The organism is Terrisporobacter muris (assembly GCF_024621905.1).
Classification (GTDB): Bacteria; Bacillota; Clostridia; order Peptostreptococcales; family Peptostreptococcaceae; genus Terrisporobacter; species Terrisporobacter muris.
This window is the reverse complement of record NZ_JANKBY010000002.1, coordinates 1-22,705: the sequence shown is the minus strand read 5'-3', so window position 1 is coordinate 22,705 and position 22,705 is coordinate 1. Positions and strand designations below refer to the sequence as shown.

At 29.9% G+C, this 22,705-nt stretch carries 17 protein-coding genes and 2 other annotated features; of the genes, 2 read left to right on the top strand and 15 right to left on the bottom strand.

What is annotated here, in order from left to right:
* The 4 genes from NSA58_RS00280 to NSA58_RS00265 form a co-directional block, all read right to left on the bottom strand.
* Positions 1-930, bottom strand: coding sequence for a hypothetical protein (locus NSA58_RS00280; RefSeq protein ID WP_039678493.1), 930 nt, complete (start codon positions 928-930; stop codon positions 1-3).
* Positions 931-1,051: 121 nt separating this feature from the next.
* Positions 1,052-2,752 (bottom strand): arginine--tRNA ligase, encoded by a 1,701-nt coding sequence (gene argS / locus NSA58_RS00275; RefSeq protein ID WP_074429465.1) that lies wholly within the window; start codon positions 2,750-2,752, stop codon positions 1,052-1,054.
* A 92-nt stretch (positions 2,753-2,844) separates the two neighbouring features.
* Positions 2,845-3,288 (bottom strand): DUF523 domain-containing protein, encoded by a 444-nt coding sequence (locus NSA58_RS00270; protein WP_039678491.1) that lies wholly within the window; start codon positions 3,286-3,288, stop codon positions 2,845-2,847.
* Positions 3,289-3,309: 21 nt separating this feature from the next.
* Positions 3,310-5,688, bottom strand: coding sequence for an endonuclease MutS2 (locus tag NSA58_RS00265; protein WP_074429464.1), 2,379 nt, complete (start codon positions 5,686-5,688; stop codon positions 3,310-3,312).
* 223 nt (positions 5,689-5,911) lie between these two features.
* Between NSA58_RS00265 and NSA58_RS00260 the strand changes: the two genes are divergently transcribed.
* The gene (locus tag NSA58_RS00260) at positions 5,912-7,363 is read left to right on the top strand and encodes an aminoacyl-histidine dipeptidase (protein WP_039678489.1); all 1,452 of its coding nucleotides are present in this window, start codon (positions 5,912-5,914) and stop codon (positions 7,361-7,363) included.
* A 116-nt stretch (positions 7,364-7,479) separates the two neighbouring features.
* Here NSA58_RS00260 and NSA58_RS00255 read toward each other — a convergent pair whose 3' ends face one another.
* The 10 genes from NSA58_RS00255 to infC form a co-directional block, all read right to left on the bottom strand.
* Positions 7,480-9,891 carry a U32 family peptidase gene (locus NSA58_RS00255; RefSeq protein ID WP_039678488.1) on the bottom strand — a complete coding sequence of 804 codons (2,412 nt, stop codon included), beginning with the start codon at positions 9,889-9,891 and terminating at the stop codon, positions 7,480-7,482.
* Between the two features lie 74 nt (positions 9,892-9,965).
* Positions 9,966-10,562: a cell division protein ZapA gene (gene zapA / locus NSA58_RS00250; protein ID WP_039678487.1), complete on the bottom strand. Its 597-nt coding sequence runs from the start codon at positions 10,560-10,562 to the stop codon at positions 9,966-9,968.
* A gap of 27 nt (positions 10,563-10,589) precedes the next feature.
* On the bottom strand, positions 10,590-12,983 hold the full coding sequence (gene pheT / locus NSA58_RS00245; protein WP_039678486.1) for a phenylalanine--tRNA ligase subunit beta: 2,394 nt from the start codon (positions 12,981-12,983) through the stop codon (positions 10,590-10,592).
* A gap of 18 nt (positions 12,984-13,001) precedes the next feature.
* Positions 13,002-14,021, bottom strand: a complete 1,020-nt coding sequence (gene pheS, locus NSA58_RS00240) for a phenylalanine--tRNA ligase subunit alpha (RefSeq protein ID WP_039678485.1) — start codon at positions 14,019-14,021, stop codon at positions 13,002-13,004.
* Positions 14,022-14,085: 64 nt separating this feature from the next.
* Positions 14,086-14,322, bottom strand: a binding site (T-box leader).
* A gap of 52 nt (positions 14,323-14,374) precedes the next feature.
* Entirely contained in the window at positions 14,375-15,172 is a 798-nt protein-coding gene (locus NSA58_RS00235) for a TrmH family RNA methyltransferase (RefSeq protein WP_079764746.1), read from the bottom strand.
* Positions 15,173-15,183: 11 nt separating this feature from the next.
* The gene (locus NSA58_RS00230) at positions 15,184-15,846 is read right to left on the bottom strand and encodes a potassium channel family protein (RefSeq protein ID WP_039678484.1); all 663 of its coding nucleotides are present in this window, start codon (positions 15,844-15,846) and stop codon (positions 15,184-15,186) included.
* A 30-nt stretch (positions 15,847-15,876) separates the two neighbouring features.
* Positions 15,877-17,244 (bottom strand): TrkH family potassium uptake protein, encoded by a 1,368-nt coding sequence (locus tag NSA58_RS00225; RefSeq protein ID WP_074079464.1) that lies wholly within the window; start codon positions 17,242-17,244, stop codon positions 15,877-15,879.
* Between the two features lie 230 nt (positions 17,245-17,474).
* Positions 17,475-17,831, bottom strand: a complete 357-nt coding sequence (gene rplT, locus NSA58_RS00220) for a 50S ribosomal protein L20 (protein ID WP_018592042.1) — start codon at positions 17,829-17,831, stop codon at positions 17,475-17,477.
* A 76-nt stretch (positions 17,832-17,907) separates the two neighbouring features.
* Entirely contained in the window at positions 17,908-18,102 is a 195-nt protein-coding gene (rpmI, locus tag NSA58_RS00215) for a 50S ribosomal protein L35 (protein WP_039678482.1), read from the bottom strand.
* 27 nt (positions 18,103-18,129) lie between these two features.
* Positions 18,130-18,621: a translation initiation factor IF-3 gene (gene infC, locus NSA58_RS00210; RefSeq protein ID WP_330376031.1), complete on the bottom strand. Its 492-nt coding sequence runs from the start codon at positions 18,619-18,621 to the stop codon at positions 18,130-18,132.
* Between the two features lie 429 nt (positions 18,622-19,050).
* Here infC and NSA58_RS00205 point away from each other — a divergent pair, with 429 nt between their 5' ends.
* Entirely contained in the window at positions 19,051-20,451 is a 1,401-nt protein-coding gene (locus tag NSA58_RS00205) for an ATP-dependent metallopeptidase FtsH/Yme1/Tma family protein (RefSeq protein ID WP_039678481.1), read from the top strand.
* A 53-nt stretch (positions 20,452-20,504) separates the two neighbouring features.
* On the opposite strand, the gene thrS is transcribed toward NSA58_RS00205, so the two are convergent.
* A complete protein-coding gene (gene thrS / locus NSA58_RS00200) occupies positions 20,505-22,424 on the bottom strand; it encodes a threonine--tRNA ligase (protein WP_074079466.1) in 1,920 nt (639 codons plus the stop codon).
* Between the two features lie 55 nt (positions 22,425-22,479).
* Positions 22,480-22,705: a binding site (T-box leader), on the bottom strand. This feature is flagged as partial in the annotation.

The window sequence follows — 22,705 nt, the reverse complement described above, 5'->3', positions numbered from 1 at the left end:
TTATGCTTTTTTAAATTTAAAATTATATTCACCGGATTTGGATTTAACCTTTAGATGAAGAATATTGTCTTCTAATTCTTTTGATACAATATTTATCTTATTTAATATGGCATCTGAGACAACTTCTCCTTCATTGTATTTAATTAAATTTCTCGGATCTGAATTTAAATTATAAGTTTTTTTGTTAATTACATATTTCCTTAGTTTTATTATGTAATGAGACATTTGCTCAAGAAAATCTATATTGTCCGTATTTAGATTTGCTTCTTCGCCCAATATTGATAATATAGATTTTTTTATGCTTAAAACTCCTATATTGCTTACATCTTTTTCTTCTATATAAACATCATATATAGCATTTAATAAATTTTTTATTATTTTTCCGTCCTCATAATTGTCTATTTTTAAATCTATATAATTATCAATTAATTGTATCGCATTGATTCTAGCCATTTGAAATTTTATCATATTTAGCTTTTCTAACTCAATGGAAAATCCTATAATTTTTTCCTTTAATAATTGCAGTAATTGTCCATACTCTATATTTTTATCCTCCAAAATATAATGTATCAATGCATTATACATTAGCGCACCTATAATATATTCAAATAAATGCTCCTCTTTTTTAAAGTATTTAATATACTTTTGGATTAAACTTATTACCTCATCCTCTGACTTTTGAATATTAGTATTTGCAAGTATTAATGGTAGTAGAATGTTTAGTATATCATCATAATCTGGTTTTGTCCCATAGAAATTATAATATCTTAATTCATCTTTTAATCTATTATTATCTATGTACACATATCTTTGAATTTTGTCATCAATCAAACACTTAGTATTAATAATGATTAAATCTTGTAATCCTTTTTTCTCATCATTAATGTTAAAAGAATTTAGATAAGAATTTCTTATTAAATTTTCTTTCATAAATTAACTCCCTTATAAGTCTTTTACTTAGTATTTTTATCAATTTTATTACCTTGTATTCAGATGCTTGTTTGTAAAATCAAAAATAGCAGCTAAAAGCTGCCATTTTTAATGTGAATTTTTACATTCTTTCTGGTGCATGCATTCCTAATATTGCTAATCCATTTTCTAATGTTTGTCTTGTTACAGCAACTAGAGCAAGTCTTGCTTTTCTAATTTCTGAATCTTCAACTATTATTGGGTTGTCATGATAGAATTTATTAAATGATTGAGCTAAATCTAGTACAAATCTTGTAACTATGTGCGGCTCATTTCTTCTCATTGCAGAAACTATTGCTTTATTAAATGATCCGATTACTTTTAATACTTCTGCAGCATCACCACCTGATAATAATTCATAATTTATATCTGCAGTTACTTCTTCGTTAGCTTTTCTTAAAACTGCACAACATCTAGCATGAGTATATTGAACATAAGGTCCAGTTTCACCCTCGAAACTTAAAGTTCTTTCCCATGAGAATGTATAGTCTTTTATTCTACTATTTGATAACTCTTGGAATACTACAGCTCCAACACCAACTTGCTTAGATATTTCATCTACATTTTTAGCATCTGGATTTTTAGAAAGTACAGTTTCTTTAGTTTTTTCTATAGCTTGTTTTAAAACATCCTCTAAGAATACTACTCTACCTTTTCTTGTAGACATTGTTCCTTCTTCTAAAGCAACCATACCAAATGGAGTATGTACTAAGTCTTTTGACCATTCAAATCCCATAAGCTCTAATACTTTAAATAGCTGTTGGAAATGTAGAGCTTGTTGAGAACCAACTACATATATACATTTTTCAAAATCATAAGTATTTTTTCTATAGATTGCTGCCGCTAAATCTCTTGTCATATATAATGTTGAACCATCATTTTTAGTTATAAGAGCTGGTGGCATATTATATTCTTCTAAATCAACAATATTTGTTCCTTGAGATTGCTTTAATAATCCTTTTTCTTTTATTTGCTCTATTACAGTGTCCATCTTATCTGAGTAGAAAGATTCTCCTGCATAAGAATCAAACTCTATGTCTAATAAATCATATACTCTAGCAAATTCTTTTAAACTTTCGTCTCTGAACCATTGCCATAATGACTTCGCTTCTTCATCACCATTTTCTAATTTTGTAAACCAAGCTCTAGCTTCATCTTCCATTTCTGGTTTCTTTTCAGCTTCATCATGGAATTGTATGTATAGTTTTAATAACTCTGGTATTGGATTAGCTTCTACAGCTTCTTTGTTTCCCCAAAGTTTAAATGCAACTATAAGTTTACCAAATTGAGTTCCATAGTCTCCTAAATGGTTGACTCTTATTACATTATATCCTTGAGAGTCATATATTTTGTATAGAGCATTACCTATAACAGTAGTTCTTATATGTCCTATATGGAAAGGCTTAGCTATATTAGGAGATGAGAAATCTATTACTACAGATTTATCTTGTCCTAAATCGCTATGTCCGTAATTTTCTTTTTTAGTTAAAACATCTTTTATTACACTCTCAGCTAATTGAGATTTGTTTACAAAGAAGTTCACATATCCACCAAGTGGCATCACTTTTGATATTTCACCCTTAGCTTCTATAGTTTCAGCTAAATCAGCAGCTATCATGTTAGGAGCTTTTCTGAATACCTTCGCTAATTTAAAGCATGGAAAAGCATAATCCCCCATTTCTTTATTTGGTGGCACTTCAATTAGTGCTACTATTTCTTCTAAAGTTAAGTCTTCTATTTTCTCTTTAAGACAGTTCGCTATCGCTATTTTAAAATCTTGCATTATATTCTCCTCTCTACATCATCATTCTTCTATGTTAAATTAAATTTTACATTTTTTCAAGTTATTCATATTGTTATAGTTTCAAATATATATTATAACTCTTTTTCACTAAAAACTTCTATATTATTTTCATTAAATAAAGCTGCTGTTACACCCATGCCAGAAATTTTCTTACCTGTGAAAGTTCCATCATATATTAAATTGCATCCACAGGATGGGCTACCTTCCTTAAGAAGAGCTTGCTTGCAATTGAATATTTTAGCAATATTCAAACTTTCCTTTGCTCCCTTAACAAAATTTTCTGTTACATCTTTATTTTCACAACTTATTACCTTACTATTTCCAATTAAAACTTCTTTTCCGCCTGCTTGGTTTATTTCAGATGGTTTTCTTGGTGTAGTTAGCCCTCCTAATTGTTCTGGACAAATAATGATATATTGTTTATCTTTTAAAAATTCTTTCACTTTGTCATTATCATTATTCCCCCCATTGTATTTACAATTCACTCCAACTAAGCATGCTGACACTATCATCAATTATACCATCTCCTTAATTCATTATCTTATTTCAACAATAGTTACTCCCATTCCACCTTCACCATATTGTCCAGGTCTTTGAGATTTAACATGTTTATTTTTCTTAAGCACATCTTGAAGTCCTTTTTTTAGAACTCCCGTACCAACTCCGTGTATTATTGTAACAGTTTCAAGCCCTGCAACACAAGCATCGTCTAAATATTTATCTACTTCAACAATAGCTTCTTCTAAATTCAGTCCTCTTAGGTCAACTTCACTCTTAACACTACCTGACTTAGAGCTGATAATTTGTCTTGTTGATTTAGTTACTATTGATTTTTTCTCTTTCTGTGCTATTTGTAATGCTTTAAATGGAAGTGTCATTTTCATTATACCCATTTGTACAACAGCTTCTTTTTTCTTTTTATCAACTGATACTACTGTACCCTCTTGATTTAAAGTTATAACCTTTACTTCATCTCCTGATTTTAAATCCTTTATCTCTTTATTAGAAACCTTCGGAACTATCATACTTTTTACTGATGGTTGTAAGTTACCCATAGAGTCTGCAAGTTCTTTTCTTAAAGCCTCTATTTTCTTGTTCTTCTCCTTAGAAGCCATTTCCATTTCCATATTTCTAAGTTCTTTCAGAATATTATCTGCTTCTTCTTTCGCTTGTCTTGTTATACTAAAAGCTTCTGATCTAGCTTTTTCCATCATTTTTTCTCTTGATACATTTAATTTTTCAAGTTTTCTATCATATTCAGCTTTAACATATTCTATTTCTTTTTTAAGTTGCTCTGCCTCTGCTCTTTCTTCTTCAGCTTTTATTCTATTTTTCTCCACATTTTGAAGAACATCTTCCAACTCTATATTATCTGTATTTATGAATTCTTTTGCCCTATCAATTATATAGTCTCTAAGTCCTAACTTTCTTGATATTTCAAAGGCATTTGATTTACCTGGTACTCCAATTAATAACTTATAAGTAGGACTTAATGTATTAACATCAAATTCTACAGCTGCATTTTCTACTCTATCTTTTGTCAGTGCATAATTTTTAAGCTCACTGTAGTGAGTAGTTGCAATACATTTTGCTCCTGCCATATTCACATCTTCTAATATGGCTATTGCAAGGGCAGCTCCTTCAACAGGGTCAGTCCCAGCTCCAAGCTCATCAAATATTACTAAAGAATCAGAGTTTACTTCATTTAATATTCCTACTATTTTTGTCATATGTGATGAAAATGTAGATAAACTCTGTTCTATACTTTGCTCATCTCCAATATCAGCAAAAACATTATCATATACACACATACTACTTCCATAATCTGCAGGTATGTGTAGGCCACTTTGAGTCATTAATGCAAATAGTCCAATAGTTTTTATTGTAACTGTTTTACCACCTGTATTAGGGCCTGTTATAACTAATGTATCAAAGTCTTCTCCTAAGTAAATGTTATTAGGTACAACTTTATCTGCATCTAACAATGGGTGACGTCCATTTTTTATATTTATATTTTTTTCTTCATTTAATATTGGTTCTATTGCCTTCATGGATAAAGATAATTTTCCCTTTGCAAAAGCAAAGTCTAACTTACCAAGTATAACTTGATTAGATAAAATATCTCCTGCAACTTCACCTACTAATTTTGTTAGCTCTGTTAAAATTCTTTCTATCTCTTCTTGTTCATCTAATTTTAACTTTCTCAGTTCATTATTCATTTCAACAATACTCATTGGCTCAATAAATAATGTAGCTCCAGATGAACTTTGATCGTGTATTATACCTGAAACCTGTGATCTATATTCAGCCTTTACAGGTACAACAAATCGATCCCCTCTAACAGAAATAATTGCATCTTGTAAATATTTTTGATATGTAGTCGATGATATTATTGAGTTTAGTTTAGTTCTAATCGATTGATTTTTTTGCAATATTCCTCTTCTTATACTCCTTAAAGTAGGAGACGCATTATCTGATATCTCAATTTCACTAATTATTGCATTATTAATTTCTTCTTCTATATCTCTATATACATATAAAGAATCTGATAAAGATTGTATCATTGGATAATTAAAGTCTTCCTCTTCTCCTGGAGTCAAACTTCTTTTTAGATTCCTAGCAGCTCTCAGATTATCACTTATCTTTAATAAACTTCCAGGATCTAATACTGCACCTATTTCAGCTCTCTTAACACTATCTGATACATCTTGTATACCACCTAAGTTTACATGGCCTCTTTTGATAAGAATTCCCTGTGCTTCACTAGTTTCTTCTAACATATCTTTTACTTCTTCATAATCAGGTTTTGGTGTTAGTTCTTCAATATATTTTAAACCTAAAGAAGATGAGGCTTTTGTTGCTAATAAATCAATAATTTTATTGTACTCTAAGACTCTTAATGATTTTTGATCCATACTTCCTCCTCTTTTTTATCTATTTATTCAAATTTAGTATATAATTTCTACTATTTAGTTTTTTTTTTCGAAAATGTATTATAATACTAGTAGACTAAATAATATTATACATTAGCATATTATATTTTAACATATAATACAGCTTTTATTTAGTATATCTAAGTTATTTACATTATTAACTTAAAATTAAATTTTAATCGATTCAAAAGAAAGGGAGTTTATTATGAAAAATGTATTAAAGGATTTAAATCCATCATTAGTGTTTAAGTATTTTGAAGAAATATCTCAAATACCTAGGGGTTCAGGCAATGAAAAAGAAATAAGTAATTTCTTATATAAGTTTGCCAAGGATTTAGGCTTAGAAGTAATCCAAGATGAACACTTAAATATATTAATAAGAAAGCCTGCAACTGAAGGTTATGAGAACTGTCCTGGTGTTATACTGCAAGGTCATATGGATATGGTTTGTGAAAAAAACAAAGATTCAGATCACGACTTTGAAAAGGATCCAATTGACCTTAGAATTATAGATGATATGATTTATGCAAACGGTACTACATTAGGGGCAGATAATGGTATAGCTGTTGCTATGGGTCTTGCTGTACTTGCTTCAAATGATTTAGCTCATCCATCTTTAGAAGTATTAATAACTTCTAACGAAGAAGCTGGTATGACTGGTGCTAATGGATTAGATGGTGGCATATTAAAAGGAAAATATATAATTAACTTAGACTCTGAAGAAGAAGGTTATTTATTAGTAAGTTGTGCTGGTGGAAATAGAGCTTATGTTACTTTACCACTTACATATAAATCTGTTGATGAAAATAAACAAGCTCTTTTAGTTGAAGTAAAAGGTTTACTTGGTGGACACTCAGGTATGGATATAGTTAAACAAAGAGCTAACTCAAATGTTGTAATGGGTAGAATATTAAATTTACTTGATATTGATTATGATTTAGTAGAAGTTAACGGTGGATCTAAAAACAATGCAATTCCTCGTGAGTGTGAGGCAAAAGTTGTAGTTGATAAAAATCAAGTTGATGCTCTTAAAGCTAGTGTATCTAGAATAGAAGAAATATTAAAACATGAATTTAGCACTACTGATCCTGGTCTTAAAGTTATAGTTGAAGAAACTACTGCTGACAAGGCTCTCGCTGACGATTGTAAGTCTAAAGCTCTATTATTACTTAACTTAATTCCAAACGGAATACAAACACAAAGTATGGATATAGAAGGTTTAGTAGAAAGTTCTACTAACTTAGGTGTTGTTAAAACATCAGAAGATAAAATGTCTTTCGAAAGCGCCGTAAGAAGCTCTGTTGCTACTTTAAGAGAAAACATAAACAATAAAACAAAGTTACTTGCTGATTCAGTTGGGGCTAACTTTGAAAACACTGATGGATATCCAGCTTGGGAATATGTAAAAAATTCTAAATTAGAACATATATGTGTTGATGTTTATGAAAAATTAACAGGTAAAAAACCAATTATAACTGCTATACATGCAGGACTTGAATGTGGTTTATTACTTGATAAAATGAACGGTGCAGAAGCAATATCTATGGGACCAGATATGTTTGAAGTTCATACTCCAAATGAACATTTAAGTATACCTTCTGTTAAAAATGTTTATGAGTTTTTACTTGAAGTTTTAGCATCTATGAATCAATACTAAAATTTGACTCGCTCATATTGCTTTAATCAACGTATTGTCGAGACATATTAGTTTATATACAATAAAAAAGTACTAGAGGAAAATTAATCCTTTAGTACTTTTTTATTTATAGTAAATTATTCTACACCTTTATAGAAATGAGCTGTTGTTACACCTTTTTCGCCTAACTTTTTATATAATTTACTCGACTTATTCCCTAGTCTAAAATCATTGTTAATAACTTCAGTATAAGCCTCCATGATTTCTCTTATTTCACTTTTATTTTCTCCAGTAAAATCTAATCTAAATATATTTATACCAATGTTATTTAATTCTTCTAGGTTATCTAATACACAAGTTGGTTTTGAATTATATATAGTAGTTCTACAGAATAAGTCTTGTGATAATCTATATTCTTCACCCTTAAAATCTTTCAGAGCATATTTACTTTCATTACATTCTTTGCATCTTTTGTCCTTTTTACAGTTTCTAACAATTACTCCCATAGGACAATATTCACTTATCATCATTGGTGCAAATCCATAAACTACACTTTCTACATCTAAATCAGTATAAGTTAGAGTATCTTCTATCTCATTCATATTAAGTTCTTGAGAAATACAAAGAGAAGTAGCTCCTTCTTTTTTAAAATGATTTATAGTTTCGCTGTTAAATGAATTTAAATAATAATCTATGCAGAAGTTTTTATTTTTAAAGAAATTTATTGATCCTAAAGTTCCAATCTGAATAGTATCTTCATTTAAAGCTTTAATTTTATTCAGCTTATTATATTCTTTATTTCTAATAATCCTAGGTGCTGAGTAAATTACTTTTTTATTATTTTCTTTTCCTATTTCTATGGCACCTTCAATAGTTGATGCATCTTCATAATAAATAGCATCTATTTCAAAGTTTACCACTTCTCTCAATTGATCTAAGTTTTTAACTTTGACTCTAATCTTTTTATCTTTCGGCCTAATAGCTTTTTGTGGGTTATAACTTATTTTTTCATTTTTATATTTTCTATCTTTAATATCTATTCTTTTTTCACTTAGATTATCAATACATTCTCTTCTAATTTGATTAATTACACTAATTGGTAAACTTATCCCTTCATCTAAATCTATCTTCAGATTTCTTAATTCGTAAGGAGTATTTCCTAGTTTTTTCAATTGTGTTTCTATTTTTTCTTTACTCATTGGTACTTTTAAAGCTTTTTCTATAACAAAGTCGCCAACAACTTCAGCTTCGTTACCATTTAAATCTTTAAATTTAATTATAGGATTTTGTCCTAATCTTAAACTTATTTCTCCATCAATAAAACTTTTTGCCAGTTCTTTGTCTTGTTTAAATGTACTTTGTACTTTATCCATTAATTGAGTATCGGAAGTTTTGAATATCATTTGATTTCTTCTAGCTTCACCAATAAAATCTATTTCTATAATCTCGCCTTTGTATCCAATATCAGTGATTTCCTTACCTTTTATGATTCTTCCAATAACTCCGCCACCTAAGTTTATTCCATCGCCTTTTTTTAGGTTCTCTTCCAATACTATTTTCAATCTTTTTGCTTTTTTATTATAGTCTAATACTTTTCCTATATATAACCCTTGGTTATTTGGTACTTGAGAGTTCATTACATCTTCCCCTACTTCTCCAAGTAAAAGACCCTTTGTGAATTTTCTATTAAAAATAGTATATAAATCAGTCATTATATCATGAGATACATTAACTTTTTTAGTTCTTAAATAATCATCAACGGCATCTCTGTAGCTACCTATTACAGTTGCTACATACTCAGGCTTTTTCATCCTTCCTTCGATTTTAAGAGAATGAACCCCAGCATCAATGATTTGGTTTATTTCTTCTATAGCATTTAAGTCCCTTGTACTAAGCAAATAATCTCCATCAGAAGCTACTTCTTCTCCTGTATTAATATCAATCATTGTATATCTTTGTCTACAAGGTTGAGCACATCTTCCTCTGTTTCCTGACCTGTTTCCTATCATACTACTCATTAAGCATTGACCAGAATAACAAACACATAGTGCTCCATGAACGAATACCTCTATATCAACATTAGTATTGTCACAAATATGTTTAATTTCTTCCACATTTAATTCTCTAGCAAGTACTACTCTATCAAAACCTATCCCTTCCAAGTACTTTACATCTTCTAAAGAATGTGCAACCATTTGTGTACTAGCATGTAACTCAAAATCTGGAAGTAGTTTTTTTATTGTCATTGCTGCACCTATGTCTTGTAATATTAATGCATCAATATTTATATCATATAAAAACTTTACATACTCGATAAAACCTTCTAATTCACTTTGCTTTATAAGAGTATTTGTTGTAACAAAAACTCTTACGCCCCTAATATGTGCGTATCTTACAGCTTCTTTTAACTCTTCTCTATCAAAATTATTGGCAGATGCTCTTGCACTAAAATCTTTACCTCCAAGGTAAACTGCATTAGCTCCATTTTGTACAGCTGCCTTCAATGATTCAAAAGAGCCAACTGGGGCTAATAGTTCAACTTCTTTCATATTATACCTCCGCTCTTAAGTCAAAAGGGTGTTTCAAAAGTTTATAATCCTTTGAAACACCCCCATTATTTTCTTTATAGAGTACTTTTTCTATTTTTCAACTGATTTTCTAGTTCTGCATATTTTAACTGAAAATCATAAGCTTTATTTTGCCACTGTGATGCTATACTTTCTGCTGCTTTCGCTCTTTGTTTAGCTTCTTCAGCTTCTTCTTTTAAACTTTTAATTTCAGCTATATATTTTTCTAGTTCTAACTTCATTTCTTCAGTAGATTTGCTTAGATTTTCTATTTTTTCATTTTGTTTTTTCATTTGTTCATCAAGTTCTTCTATTCGATAATCTTTGTCTATTATCTCTAGATCTTTTTGCTCTAATTCGTTAATAACCTTTTGAACTTCTCCTTGAACTTCTTCATTCGGTCTACTCATTCCTTCTTTTAATGATTCAACCTCATTGTGTAGTTCTTCATTTTCATGGCAACAATCAAATAACTCATTAGCAATATTTAAACATGCAACTATAGTTGTAGCAAGTGAACTTAGTTTTGGATTGCCTTCTTTAATCTTATTCATTTCTCCATCTACGTACCTTGCTACATTTTTCATCTGTTCTGGATTTTTACCAACAATATTATATTCAGAACCCAAAATCCTCACAACTACCTTATTCATCTCACTAATCCCCCTATCAAAGATGAGTTAGTTTGATCTTAATTTAGCATCTAGCTTTTCTTCTAACTCTCTTATTATATTATGGTGTACTTTATTTACATCCTCATCTGTTAGAGTTTTATCTTTACTTCTATATATTATAGAGTATGCTATTGATTTATATCCGTCAGCTATTTGTGAACCTTTATATACATCGAATAATTTATAACTCTCTAATATATCTTCTCCATTAGATTTTATTATATCTTCTATTTGTTTTACTATAACATCATCTTTAACTAAAAGAGCTATATCTCTAGAAGTTGATGGATATTTTGGCAATGGATTGTATATTATAGTTCTATCTGAGTTTTCAAATATTAAATCTAAATCTAATTCAGCAAGATATACTCTTTGTCCCAAGTTGTAGTTATCTATAACCTCTGGATGAACCTCTCCGAAAGTACCTATATATATATTATTATACTTTATTGTAGCACATCTTCCTGGGTGGAATGTAGTATTATTAGTTTCCGGTATTATTTCGTAGTTTTGGAATCCTACAGCATCTAATATTGTTTCTAATGCACCTTTTAACACGAAGAAGTCTACATCTTTACCGTACATACCTACACATAAGTGATTAGTTTCTATTGGTAATCCTTCTTGTGGAGTAAATGTATGACCACATTCAAATGCTAAACCACTTTCAACTTTACGAGATATATTTGTATATAATACATTTAACATACTTGGCATCATTGTAGTTCTCATAACTGATGTGTCTTCTCCAAGTGGGTTAATTAATGTAATATAATCTCTTTTCTTATCATCTGCAGGTAATTTTATTTTATCTAAAGTTTTTGGACTTACAAATGAGTATGTTAATATTTCATATAACCCTATACTTGTAGCAGTATCTTTTATTTTATCCATGAATTTTTGCTGTGGAGTTTTAACACCAGCTGTTGCATTTCCTTCTAATTGCTCAGATGGTATATTCTCAAATCCATATATTCTAGCTATTTCTTCATATATATCAGCTTCTTGCTCTATATCTAATCTAAATGTTGGAACTTCTATCACTACTTCATCAGCAGATTTTAAATCACATTTGAATTCTAAGTCTTCTAATATTTTTACAAATCCGTCTAATGATAGATCTATTCCTATATTTTTTATTATTCTTGATGGATTAACAGTTAAAGTTTGAGCTTCTTGTTTAACTGGATAATCTTCCACAGTTCCTCTTAAAACTCTACCAGCACCTAACATTTCTACTAATTGGCAAGCTCTTTCAACACCTGTTATTGAAAGTTCTGTACAAACACCTTTTTCATATCTTCCAGATGCTTCTGTTCTAAGACCTAATTTTTTAGAAGTAGCTCTTATGCTATCTGCATTGAATGCTGCTCCTTCAAATAATACCGCTGTAGTATCATCTTTTATTCCTGAGTTTAAACCACCCATTACCCCTGCTATAGCAACTGGTTTTTCTCCATCAGTTATAACAAGCATATCTTTATCTAGAGTTCTTTCGACTTCATCTAAAGTAGTGAATTTTTCACCTTCTACTGCATTTCTTACAACTATTTTTCCAGTTGTAAGTTCATTTAAGTCAAATGCATGTAATGGCTGACCTTGTTCTAACATTACGAAGTTTGTTATATCAACTATATTATTTATTGGTCTAACACCAGCTTCTATAAGTCTTCTTTGCATCCAGTATGGTGATGGCCCTATTTTAACATCTTTTACTATTCTTGCTCCGTATCTTGGGCAAAGCTCTGGACTTTCAACTTTTACTTCAAAGTCTATATCTTCATCACAAGCTTTGACTTCTATCTCTGGGTAGTTTATTTTTTCTCCTATAGTAACTGCTGCTTCTCTAGCTATACCTATCATTGATCTACAATCTGGTCTATTTGCAGTTAATTCAAAGTCTATTACTGCATCATTTAATCCTAGGAATTCTTTTATATCTTGCCCTATCACTAAGTTTTCCATATCATTTAAGATATATATTCCACCTTTACTTCTTTCATTCACAAAGTTTTCATCTATTCCTAGTTCTTCAGCGCCACATAACATCCCGTGAGATGCTTCTCCTCTTAATTTACCCTTTTTGATTTTTATTCCTCCAGGTAATGTAGAGTTAACTTTGGCAACTGGTATATAGTCACCTTCAGAAACATTTTTAGCTCCCGTACAAATTTGTACAAGCTCTTCTTCACCCACATTTACTTGACAAACTACAAGCTTATCAGCATTTGGATGTTGTGTTATTTCTTTTATTTGACCTACTACAACATTACTTATTTCTTTGCCTAAAAATTCTATTGTTTCAACTTTTGTTCCAGTCATAGTCATTTTATCAGCAAATTCAACTGTATCCATATCTATATTAACGTAATCTCTTATCCATTTTACAGGTACTAACATTTTTTCTTCCTCCTTTTATTAGAATTGATCTAAAAATCTCATATCATTTTCAACTAATAGTCTTATATCATCTATTTCGTATTTAAGCATTGCAAGTCTTTCAACACCCATACCGAAAGCAAATCCACTATAAACTTCTGGATCTATTCCACAATTTCTAAGTACGTTTGGATGAACCATACCTGAACCAAGTATTTCTATCCAACCTTCACCTTTACACATTGGACATCCTTCTCCTCCACATTTGAAACAAGTAACATCTATTTCTGCACTTGGCTCAGTGAATGGGAAGTTATGTGGTCTAAATTTAGTTCTTGTATTTTCTCCAAATAACTTCTTAACAAATAATTCTAAAGTTCCTTTAAATTGAGCCATAGTTATATCTTTACCAACTACTAACCCTTCTATTTGGTGGAACATTGGTGAATGTGTTGCGTCTAATGAGTCGTTTCTAAAACATCTACCTGGAGATATTATTCTTATTGGCAATTCTTCATTTTTCATTGTTCTAACTTGAACTGGAGATGTTTGAGTTCTAAGTAATAATTCATCATTGAAGTAGAATGTATCTGACATATCTCTTGATGGATGATTCTTAGGAGCATTTAGTGCATCGAAGTTATTTTCAACTGTCTCAACTTCTGGACCTTCTGCCACAGAGAATCCTATTCCCATAAATATTTCAGTTACTTCATCTATTATTTGAGTTATTGGATGTCTTTTTCCAACTTTAAAAGTTTTTCCTGGCATAGTAACATCTATTACTTCTTCAGCTAACTTTTTGTTTAACTCTATTTTCTTAATTTCTTCTTTTTTTATGTTTATTTCATTTTCTATAGCTTCTCTTACTTCATTGGCTATTTTCCCTATTTCCGGTCTTTCCTCAGCAGATAATTTACCCATGCCTTTTAATATTGCAGTAAGTTCACCTTTTTTCCCAGAGTACTTTACTCTAAGGCTATCTAACTCTTCCATTGAAGAAGATACTTTAATTTCACTTAAAGCTCTTTCTTTTAAGCTTATTAATTGTTCTTTCACTTTTTTTCACCCTTTCATGATATTTAATTTAAAAATAAGTAATAAAAAAAGCCCTTCATCCCTATCTAGGGACGAAAGACTGTAATTCGCGGTACCACCCTAGTAGTTTAATAATATAATAAAAATATTAATAAACCACTCAAACAAACTTAACGCGTTCAACGTTAAAGCCTACTGATTTCTGTTCAGCTTTAATGCTCCAGAGTGAACTTCTTATAAATACTTAGTAAATACTCACAGCAAATGTATTTTTCTCTTTCCTAAGTTAAATTATAATACTTTTCTCTATCATAGCTTTTTTGTATATAGTTTTTGTTCAATTATAACATACATAATATTGTATTTTCAACATATTAGCTTAAATATTTTTTAATTTCGTACATTAATATAGCTGAAGATATAGCTGCATTTAAAGATTCAGCATTGCCATAAATAGGTATTTTGACTAATATATCTGATGCTTCTATCAAGTCATTATTAACTCCATTAGCTTCATTACCTATTACTAAAGCTGTTCTATCATGATATTTTGTTTCATGATAGTAATTGTCAGTATTAAGATAACTAGATACTATTTTAAAGTTATTAGATTTTAACTCCTGTAAACATTCTTCTTGAGTACAGTGTATGATATTCATGTCAAAAATGGAACCCATAGTTGATCTAATTACTTTTGGATTATATATATCTACACAGCCTTTTAATGCAATTATAGCATCTACACCTGCTGCATCTGCTGTTCTTATTATTGTTCCCATATTACCTGGGTCTTGTATTCTATCCAATATTAACACAAATTTATCTTCTTGATTAATATTATGTTCAATTTTTTTCTCTTTAAACCTAATTACACCCAAAATACCTTGTGTATTCTCTGTATCTACTAATTCCTTAAATATTTTATTAGTAGTTTTAAACACTTTTATATTATTATCTTCTAATATATTTAAAAAGTTTTTATGCTCTTCTTTTTCTTCAAAAGTTTCATTTATAAATACATAATCTAAGTCTGTATTACATTCTATTGCTAAAGTTAAAATTCTATAACCTTCTATTATATATTTTGACTCTTTTTGTCTATTTTTACTTTTTAATAATGATTTGGTATATTTAACTTTTTCATTATCTTTACTACTTATGTTTATAGGCATTTTATGTTCTCCTATTTTGAATTTTTGTCTTTTGTAACAATAGCGCTTATATTGCTATTTTTACCTATTACTACTAAAATACTATTTTCTTGTAGCTGTTCTTCTGGTGAAGGAATAACATTTATTTTATCTCCATTTTTAATTGCTAAAATAGTAATTTCATATTTAGCTCTTAAATCTAATTCCACTAATGTTTTACCAACCCATTTATTAGGTGTTACAATTTCCATTATAGAGTACTCTGGATCTAATTCTATATGATCCAATATATTATCTGAAACTAAGTTATGAGCTACTCTTATACCCATATCTCTTTCTGGGAATACAACTCTATCTGCGCCTATTTTATATAAAACTTTTGCTTGTAATTCATCCTTAGCCTTACATACTACTTGCTCTACACCCATTTCTTTAGCTATAAGAGTAGCCATTATAGATGCTCTTATGTCAGATCCTATTGCTATTATTGCCACATCAAAATTTCCTAATCCTAAAGATCTTAAAGCATATTCGTCTGTAACATCTACTGCTGCCACATGGGTAACTTTATCTGATAAATTTTGAATTATTTCTTCACTTTTATCTATAGCCATTACTTGATGACCTAGTAAATTCATGGTTGTGGCAAGAGATGAACCAAATCTTCCACACCCTATAACTATATATTGTTTCATTTGCTTTTCATCCTTTCAAACTTATAATTGTTATCCTACGATTATCTTTCCTTCTGCATATCTAATTTTAGATTTTATTCTATTATTTCTAGAAAGTAATGCAATGAAAATAGTAAGAGAACCTACTCTACCTAAGAACATTAATATCATTATTAGGATTTTTCCAAGAGCTGTTAACGAAGGTGTACCACCTATACTTAGGCCTACTGTTGCGAATGCTGATATTACTTCAAAACTACATTCTAGTAATGTAAATTCTGGATTCACAATAGAAAGTATTAAAGTTCCAAATAGTGCTATAAATACCCCTATAAAGAAAATACCTAATGACTTTCTAACAGTTGTACTACTTATTCTTCTTTGATAAACTTCTATATCTTCTTTTCCTAAAATAAATGATTTTACTGTTAAAAACAATGTGGCAACAGTAGTTGTCTTAAGACCTCCACCTGTAGATGCTGGCGATGCACCTATAAGCATTAAAATTATCATTAGGAAAAGTGTACTTTCTTTTAATAAAGTTAAATCTATCGTAGTATATCCTGCCGTTCTAAGTGTAACTGATTGGAATAATGAGGATAATAATTTTTCCTTCATACTAAGTCCACCTAAACTACCTGCATTATCAAATTCAGCAATAAATATGAATAAAAAACCTATAATAATAAGTATTGCACTTGTGTTTATAACTAATTTTGAATGTACATTTAGTTTTGAATATTTTTTATTATTTATTACATCTAATAAAACCGGGAACCCTATTCCTCCAAGTATAATTAATCCACAAATAACAAAATTTATTAATGTATTACTAACAAAAGACATTAAAGACGAGTATTCGCCCGTTATAGATCCCATTAAATCAAATCCTGCGTTACAAAAAGCTGATATAGCATGAAATATACTATACCATATCCCTTTAAGTAAACCTAATTCAGGTATAAATACCATAGATAACAATAATGCACCTATACCTTCAATGGCAAATGTCATCATAATTATGTATCTAGTAAGTTTTACAAGACCTGATAAATCCTTTTGATTCAGCGATTCTTGTATTAATAATCTTTCTCTTAAATTTATTTTCTTACCTGTTAATAAAGAGAACATTGTAGCCATCGTCATGAACCCTAACCCACCAATTTGAATCAAAGTTATAATAACAAATTGGCCAAATTCATTCCAATAAGTACTTGTATCTACTACAACTAGTCCTGTGACACATACAGCAGAAGTTGCTGTAAACAAAGCATTTAAAAATCCAACACTTTCTCCATCTTTAGTAGCTATGGGTAAATTTAATATCAGTCCACCAAATAATATAACTACTCCAAATCCTATAACCATTACTTGCGCCGGCTTCATAGCATTTGTTTTTAAAAGCAGTTTTTTCAACATGGTTTTCAATTCTGTCTACCCCTCCTTTATATATAATTTTAAGCTATACAATATTATAAAATAGTTAATCTTCAATAACAACATTATACTATATTAATATAGATATTATATGTTAATTATTTTTAATTCTTTATCTTATTATTGTAGTAATTTATAGCATCTATACAAAAAAGCATCCATAAACGACTATTGTCTTTTATAGATGCTTTAATTCTTATTATATGAAGTTATTAAGCTAATTTAGCTTTAGCAACTTCTACTAATTTAGCAAATCCTTGTGGATCATTTATTGCCATTTCAGATAACATTTTTCTGTTAACTTCAACACCTGCTAATTTTAATCCATTCATTAGTCTTGAATAAGATATTCCATTCATTCTAGCAGCTGCATTTATTCTTTGTATCCAAAGTTTTCTGAAGTCTCTCTTCTTTAACTTTCTACCTATATAAGCATTTTTTAATGCTTTCATTACGAAATTGTTTGCTGGTCTATATAATTTGCTTCTAGATCCTCTGAATCCTTTTGCAAGTTTTAACACTTTTTTATGCTTCTTACGAGCGTTCATTGCTTTTTTTACTCTTGCCATGTTCATGACCTCCTTTATTCTTATGTGTGTTGTCTTTTATTTTCGATTCTATTACTTAAGTTTAGTCAATTACTTCTTAGTATGGTAATAATTGTGCTATTCTTTCAGCATCACCTTTGCTAACTATAGCAGATTGTCTTAAGTTCATTTTAGTCTTAGGTGATTTTTTTGTTAATATATGACTTTTGAAAGCCTTAGCTCTCTTTAATTTTCCGCTTCCAGTTTTCTTGAATCTTTTAGCTGCTCCTCTATGAGTTTTCATTTTTGGCATGATAAATTCCTCCTCTCAGTTAATCATCTATTTTTTTGGATCTATAATTACAACCATGCTGTTCCCTTCAAATGCAGGGGCCTTTGTTGGTTCTCCAAACTCTTTAACTATATCAATAAATTTAATCATTACTTCTTTACCGATATCTTTATGTCCTAGTTCTCTTCCTCTAAAACGAAGTTCAACTTTAACTTTGTCTCCTTTTTTAAGGAATTTAATAGCATTATTTGCTTTTGTATTTAAATCATTAGCCTCAATACCTGGTCTAAGTCTTATTTCTTTAACTGTTATTGTCTTTTGATTTTTTCTAGCTTCTTTTTCTTTTCTAGATTGCTCGTATTTGTACTTCCCATAGTCCATTATTTTACAAACAGGTGGCTTAGCATTTGGTGAAATCTTTACTAAATCTAAATTCTTACTAGCCGCTATAGCTAGAGCTTCTTTAGAAGACATTATACCTAATTGCTCTCCTGTTTCAGATAGAATTCTTAATTCCTTATCTCTTATTTGGTCATTCAATGTTAATTCTTTACTAATGGTAGGACACCTCCAAATTATTTTATATAAAATAAAAAGCGAATGATTGAATATCATCCGCTATATAAGTCAAAATTGCACTTAGTTTGTGAATACACATAAACTAAACTTATATTAACCTTACTAACCCGTGGCGTAAGGCGAGAAACGGACTTCTTCTTGTTTTACTAATTATTTTTTGTAGTCACAATTGCTACTCCATATAATATACGCTCATTCGAGCTATTTGTCAACTACTTTTCTATAAAATATTTTCTATTTTTTAAAATTATAGTTTTTCTGTTTTTAAGCTGCCTTTTATGACAATACTCTTTAATGTAAAAGTTTATTTTTTTAATTTTCCTAATAAATTTTTACAACTTTGGAAAATATAAAGTAAGTAATAATTATATCCATCAGAGGTGCTTAACAATGAATATTATAAATAACTTTTTGAAAAAAATTAACAATCCAGTTCCTGTATTTGCTCAGACAAAACTGGAAAAAGAAAACTGCACTGAGGATCATAATAGCAGTAAACCCAAAACGACATTTAGAGATGTGGCAGGACTTGATGAAGTAAAAGAAGAGCTATTTGAAGTAGTTGACTTTATGAAGTCTCCCGACAAATACATAAAAATGGGTGCAAAAATCCCAAAAGGAATACTATTTTATGGTCCTCCTGGTACAGGAAAAACCCTACTAGCATCCGCTGTTGCTGGAGAAACAGATTCATCATTCTTTAATGTAACTGGATCTGAGTTCGTTGAAAAATATGTTGGAGTAGGGGCTAAAAGAGTTCGAACTCTCTTTGAAAAAGCTAGAAAAGAAGCTCCTAGCATCATATTTATCGATGAAATTGATGCCATAGGCGCTAGAAGACACTCAGAAAGCAATAACGAAAAAGATCAAACATTAAATCAACTACTTGTAGAAATGGATGGATTTAATAAAGATGATAATATCATAATAGTTGGTGCAACAAATCGACTAGATTTATTAGATGAAGCTTTATTAAGACCTGGACGATTCGACAGACATATACGTATTAATTCACCTAACTATAATAGTAGATATGAAATCTTAAAAGTTCATACAAATAACAAGCCATTGCATAAAGAAGTTGACTTAAAATTATTAGCTCGTAAAACTCATGGTTTTAATGGTGCTCATTTAGCAAACATCGCTAATGAAGCTGCCATATTTGCAGTAAGAGACAATAGCAGTGAAATTACTTCATATCACTTTGATAAAGCTCTAGAAAGAGTAATTGCTGGTATAGAACAAAAAAATTCAGTCTTAATAGCAAAAGAAAAGAAAATCGTATCTTACCATGAAGCTGGCCATGCAATAGTAAGTAATATTATAAATATTTGTCCTATACAGAAAATATCTATTGTTCCTCGTGGCGAAGCCTTAGGATATGTGCTTCAACTTCCTGATGAAGATAGATACATTTATACAAAAGAAGAGTTAATAGGCAAAATAAAAATATTACTGGCTGGAAAAGCTGCAGAAGAAATCATATTCAACCACCTTTCTACTGGCGCTAAAGATGACTTAAAGAAAGTTACTGACATTGCAGATCAAATGGTTTGCGAATATGGTATGAGTAAATTAGGATTTATGACAATAGAAGGTAATTCAAAATCTTTTATGTCACAGCAAGTACAGAAAGAAGCTAATGCAATCGTTTCAGATTGTTACAAAGAAACTCTAAAACTAATGAAAGAAAATATCAATGATTTACACATAGTTGCTAATTATCTACATGATAAAGAAACTATGACTTTAGAAGAATTACAGTCATTAATCCAAAAAGAGCCTTGTTAAAAAAATAACCTAGGATTTAAATCCTAGGTTATTTTCATCTATAATTTTATGAATTATTCTTGAACTATATTAACTCTTTCTTCGTCTTCTTTTACTACCATTGATACAAAATCATTTAAGCTCATACTTCCCATTTCACCTTTATCTCTTGATCTTACAGCAACTTGGTTTTCTGCAGCTTCTTTTTCACCTACAACTAACATGTAAGGTACTTTTTGAAGTTGTGCTTCTCTTATTTTGAATCCTATCTTTTCTGCTCTATCATCCATTTCAACTCTTACACCTGCATCAAATAAAGCTTTTTTAACTTCATTTGCATAATCCATGTATTTGTCTGATATAGGTAATATTTTAACTTGAGTTGGAGCTAACCATACAGGGAATTTACCAGCATATTGCTCTATTAATATTCCTATAAATCTTTCTATACTTCCAAGAGCAACTCTGTGTATCATAACAGGTCTATGTTTTTCTCCGTCTTGTCCAACGTATGATATATCAAACCTTTGAGGTAATTGCATATCTAATTGAATAGTACCACATTGCCATGTTCTTCCTAAACAATCTTTTAAGTGGAAGTCGATTTTTGGTCCATAGAATGCTCCATCACCTTCATTTAGTACATAAGGTAAGTTTAATTCTTCTAAAGCTTCTCTTAAACCATTTTCAGCAGTTTCCCACTCTTCATCAGTACCCATAGAATCTTCTGGTCTAGTAGATAATTCTAAGTGATATTCAAATCCAAATGTTTTATATACACTGTCTATTAGTTTTACAACACCTTTTATTTCATCTTTTATTTGTTCTGGTAACATGAATATATGTGCATCATCTTGAGTGAAAGCTCTAACTCTCATAAGACCATGTAAAGCTCCTGATAACTCATGTCTATGAACTCTACCAAGTTCAGCAACTCTCATAGGGAAATCTCTATAAGAATGTGGTTTTGATTGATAGAATAACATACCGCCTGGACAGTTCATTGGTTTTATAGCAAAATCTTGTTCATCTATTTGAACTGTGTACATATTTTCTTTATAGTGGTACCAGTGCCCTGAAGTCTCCCATAAGTGTCTATTTAATATAATAGGAGTTTCTATTTCCACATATCCATCTTGTCTATGTATTTCTCTCCAATATTTTAATAAAGCATTTTTTAATTCCATACCTTTTGGTAAGAATAGAGGGAATCCAGGTCCTTCTTCTGGTATAAAAAATAAATCTAATTCTTTACCTAATTTTCTATGATCTCTTTTCTTAGCTTCTTCTAATAAATGTAGGTATTCTTCTAAATCTTTATTCTTTTCAAAAGATATACCATAAATTCTTTGAAGCATTTTATTTTTTTCATCTCCACGCCAGTAAGCACCTGCTACACTAAGTAATTTAACAGCTTTTACTTTTTTAGTAGATAATAAGTGTGGTCCTCTACATAAATCAGTGAAATCACCTTGTTTGTAGAATGATATTATTTCACCTTCTGGTAGATCATTTATTAATTCTTCTTTGTATATTTCACCATTTTCTTTTGCCCAAGCTAAAGCTTCTTCTTTTGATAATTCAAATCTTTCAAGTTTTTGATCTTCTTTAGCTATTTTCTTCATTTCAGCTTCAAGCTTTGCAAGATCATCCATAGTTAATCTTTGTTCTAAATCTATATCATAGTAGAAACCATTTTCTATACTTGGTCCTATAGCAAATTTAGCTTCTGGATACAATCTTTTTATAGCTTGCGCTAACATATGTGCAGAAGTATGTCTAAAAACATCTTTTCCTTCTATATCATCAAATTTGAATAAGTTTAATGTACAGTCTTCTTTAACCACATAGTCAAGACCTACTACCTCGTCATTAACAGACGCTGCAACAACTGCTCTTGCTAAACCTTCACTTATTGATTTTGCAATTTCTAAGACAGAAAGCTCATTTTCAAATTCCTTTACTGATCCGTCTTTTAATGTAACTTTAATCATAATTATGCCTCCTATAAAATTTATATTATTACAATAAAAAAACTCATCCCATAAAATTTGGGACGAGTTATATGTCGTGGTTCCACCCAAGTTGATATATAGTAAATATATATCCTCTTGATGACTATAAGGTAGTCAACCGAATACTTTCACATACAAAATGCTACTAAATTCTGCTCCAAGTTAGTTTTCAAATAGGATTATTTTCGACGAGCTCACAGCCAAGGCTCATCTTCTCTGTAAAATAATTAATCTATTCTACTTAGTCTCTTCATTGCACT

Excerpts from the sequence above, each read along its gene's own strand:
- NSA58_RS00280 (WP_039678493.1), bottom strand. The coding sequence starts at position 930 with ATGAAAGAAAATTTAATAAGAAATTCTTATCTAAATTCTTTTAACATT.
- pheT (WP_039678486.1), bottom strand. The coding sequence starts at position 12,983 with ATGTTAGTACCTGTAAAATGGATAAGAGATTACGTTAATATAGATATG.
- NSA58_RS00225 (WP_074079464.1), bottom strand. The coding sequence starts at position 17,244 with ATGTTGAAAAAACTGCTTTTAAAAACAAATGCTATGAAGCCGGCGCAA.
- rplT (WP_018592042.1), bottom strand. The coding sequence starts at position 17,831 with ATGGCAAGAGTAAAAAAAGCAATGAACGCTCGTAAGAAGCATAAAAAA.
- rpmI (WP_039678482.1), bottom strand. The coding sequence starts at position 18,102 with ATGCCAAAAATGAAAACTCATAGAGGAGCAGCTAAAAGATTCAAGAAA.
- NSA58_RS00205 (WP_039678481.1), top strand. The coding sequence starts at position 19,051 with ATGAATATTATAAATAACTTTTTGAAAAAAATTAACAATCCAGTTCCT.
- NSA58_RS00255 (WP_039678488.1), bottom strand. The coding sequence starts at position 9,891 with ATGAAAGAAGTTGAACTATTAGCCCCAGTTGGCTCTTTTGAATCATTG.
- NSA58_RS00260 (WP_039678489.1), top strand. The coding sequence starts at position 5,912 with ATGAAAAATGTATTAAAGGATTTAAATCCATCATTAGTGTTTAAGTAT.
- NSA58_RS00265 (WP_074429464.1), bottom strand. The coding sequence starts at position 5,688 with ATGGATCAAAAATCATTAAGAGTCTTAGAGTACAATAAAATTATTGAT.
- argS (WP_074429465.1), bottom strand. The coding sequence starts at position 2,752 with ATGCAAGATTTTAAAATAGCGATAGCGAACTGTCTTAAAGAGAAAATA.
- NSA58_RS00230 (WP_039678484.1), bottom strand. The coding sequence starts at position 15,846 with ATGAAACAATATATAGTTATAGGGTGTGGAAGATTTGGTTCATCTCTT.
- NSA58_RS00235 (WP_079764746.1), bottom strand. The coding sequence starts at position 15,172 with ATGCCTATAAACATAAGTAGTAAAGATAATGAAAAAGTTAAATATACC.
- zapA (WP_039678487.1), bottom strand. The coding sequence starts at position 10,562 with ATGAATAAGGTAGTTGTGAGGATTTTGGGTTCTGAATATAATATTGTT.
- thrS (WP_074079466.1), bottom strand. The coding sequence starts at position 22,424 with ATGATTAAAGTTACATTAAAAGACGGATCAGTAAAGGAATTTGAAAAT.